3 protein-coding genes and 1 pseudogene are annotated in these 2,560 nt (G+C 61.3%); 2 read left to right on the top strand and 2 right to left on the bottom strand.

The window, feature by feature from the left end:
• Positions 1-657: DNA cytosine methyltransferase (locus EN780_RS31905; RefSeq protein ID WP_133372811.1), on the top strand; the 657-nt coding region annotated here is incomplete at its 5' end.
• Entirely contained in the window at positions 654-1,277 is a 624-nt protein-coding gene (locus EN780_RS31900) for a very short patch repair endonuclease (protein WP_245500189.1), read from the top strand. The genes EN780_RS31905 and EN780_RS31900, both read left to right, overlap by 4 nt.
• 25 nt (positions 1,278-1,302) lie before the next feature.
• On the opposite strand, the gene istB is transcribed toward EN780_RS31900, so the two are convergent.
• Positions 1,303-2,058: an IS21-like element helper ATPase IstB gene (gene istB, locus EN780_RS31895; protein WP_128276261.1), complete on the bottom strand. Its 756-nt coding sequence runs from the start codon at positions 2,056-2,058 to the stop codon at positions 1,303-1,305.
• A gap of 12 nt (positions 2,059-2,070) precedes the next feature.
• Positions 2,071-2,560 (bottom strand): annotated as a pseudogene (locus tag EN780_RS31890) (IS21 family transposase); the annotation flags it as partial.

Below are 2,560 nucleotides of genomic sequence, written 5' to 3'. Positions count from 1 at the left end.
CGGCACGCGCATCGACTCCGACAAATAGAGAAGGCTTTCGAGGATGCTGGCTTCTCGCTAACCCGCGCAGTCCTGCTGGCGACCGACTACGCCACCCCGCAGATACGCGAGCGCCTCTTCGTGGTCGGCCTGAACCGGGATCTATATGGAGAGGCGGCCTGGTCGCCGCCAGCCAAGGTAGTCAGCGCAGAGGGTCGACGGCCGGATGTCCGGGGTGCCATCGGCGATCTCCCAGATGCCACGTTCTTCGACCGCGACCTAAAGCCGGCCGATATTGCGCACCATCCCAACCATTGGTGCATGCGACCGAAATCACCGAAGTTCACGACGCCGGGAGCGCTCCGGCCTGGCGACGGACGCAACCGCAGCTTCAAGACACTGGACTGGCAATCACCAAGCCCAACGGTCGCTTATGGACACCGGGAAGTCCATATCCACCCGGATTGCCACCGCCGGCTGAGCGTCTACGAGGCAATGCTGCTGCAGGGTTTCCCCAAGGACTACGAGCTTCTCGGCAGCCTCTCCTCTCAGATCATCCAGGTGAGCGAGGCGGTGCCTCCTCCGGTTGCCGCAGCAGTCGCGGCCTCAGTGCGCGCGCTCGTCGGGGAGCTGGATACCCGGATTGCGGCGGGGCACGCTGAGAAGCAGCGCGCATGAAATTGAGACGGCGCATCGGCAATCGCCTCGCCACTGACGATTTGAGGCTCACTGCCGAGCTTTGTGCAATGCAGGTCACGAAGAACGTTCTCGACGACGCGGCTCGTCGCAAGATGATGGCGCAGTTCAGATCGAAGGATACCAAGCCCGAGGTCATGGTCCGCCGCGCGCTCCATAGACTAGGGTACCGCTTCCGTCTGCATCGCCGTGACCTCCCCGGTAAGCCGGACATCGTGCTTCCCAGGCATCAGACGATCATACTCGTGCATGGCTGCTTCTGGCACCAGCACAATGGCTGCAGTGATGCGCGAATGCCACGCACCAGGCAGGACTACTGGTCAGCGAAGTTCCGGCGCAACAGCGAGCGAGACGCCGAGACCGCCGCTGCCCTCAAGGCGCTCGGGTGGCGGGTCCTAGTCGTTTGGGAATGCGACGCAAGAAAACCGGAGCTCGACAGCTACTTGGCCTCTGCCCTCGGACATGTCTCAAGCCTTAGTGCGTATTCCGATGAAGCCGGCCACCGATTCCGATTTGAAGCCGGCCAGTCATTCCGATTTCATTCCGGCCGGCGTTCCGATTTGAAGGCGGCCATTTCTCGGACTGATCCTGGGTCTCGTTGATGTTTGGATCGAGTTAGATTTCAGGTCAAGCTTGCGGTATTTCGGTTGCGACAGGCGAGCGCTGTTTTCGCATGCTCTCGCCGGTCAGATCGATGCGATAGGCGTTGTGAACAAGGCGATCCAGGATGGCATCGGCCAGAGTTGGGTTTGCAATTATTTCGTACCAGCGATCCACGGGGACCTGACTTGTGAGGATGGTTGAGCGTCGTTCGTAGCGGTCCTCAATGATCTCCAGGAGATCGCGGCGTTGGTCGTCATTGAGTTTTTCCGGTCCCCAGTCATCGAGGATCAGCAGGTCGGTCCTGGCAAGAGATTTGAGGATCCTGCCGTATCGCCCGTCACCTCTTGCAAGTGCGAGCGTGGCGAACAGCCGGGGAACTCGGTGGTATGTTACGGAGAAATCCTCGCGGCAGGCCTTGTGGCCGAGCGCGCAGGCAAGCCAGCTTTTGCCGACGCCGGCTGGCCCGGTGACAAGAAGACCGTGATGCTTTCTGATCCAGTCGCAGCTGGCAAGCGCCATGAACAGATTGCGGTCGAGACCGCGTGCAGCACGAAAGTCGGCATTCTCGATCTGCGCATCGTGACGCAGCTTGGCAGCTCTGGCGCGGGCCTCGAAACGCTTCTGGCGGCGCATGGTCGCCTCGCGTTCGAGCAGCATGGCAAGCCATTCGCCGTGCTCGAGGCCGCGCGCTTCGGACTGTGCGTCGAGTTCCTGGAAAGCGGTTGCCATGCCGTAAAGGCCGAGCTCTCGCAGCATGTCGATGGTGGGATTGATCAGCATGGGTGTGTCTCCTCAATGAAAGTAATCAGGGCCACGCAGATTGGCGTGATCGACGATGGCGGTTGGTTCGGTGGAATGGCGTGCGGCTTTGTGGTTGGCGATGAGCGAAGCAATGCTCTTGCAGTTCAGGCCACCGATCTCGACGGCGCGGGCTGATACGGCTTCAGCCCGATTGCGCTCGATGTCGCGAAACAGGCGCAGGATGCCCAGGCATGTTCGGAAGCCCTGTTCGGGGTGCGGACGGCTGGCGAGAATAGCGATAACCAAACCTTCGGTCTGCGGCCCAATAGATGCGGCCCAGCGCCGAAAGCGCTCCGGTGTCCATTCGGCATAGCGCCGGTGGGAACTGGGCATGTGATCCGGGTCAGTTCCATGGCGAGGACCTCCATAGCGGCGCTGGTGGACGGCAATGCGCTTGCCGCGGTGGAAGATCTCGATGGTGCGCGCCGTTGCCCTCAGATCGACCTGCTGGCGAATGAGGCTGTGCGGCACGGAATAAAAG

The sequence above is a fragment of the Mesorhizobium sp. M4B.F.Ca.ET.089.01.1.1 genome, assembly GCF_004022605.1.
Classification (GTDB): Bacteria; Pseudomonadota; Alphaproteobacteria; order Rhizobiales; family Rhizobiaceae; genus Mesorhizobium; species Mesorhizobium abyssinicae.
The sequence above is the reverse complement of the archived record's forward strand: the minus strand, read 5'-3'. Positions and strand labels throughout refer to the sequence as shown.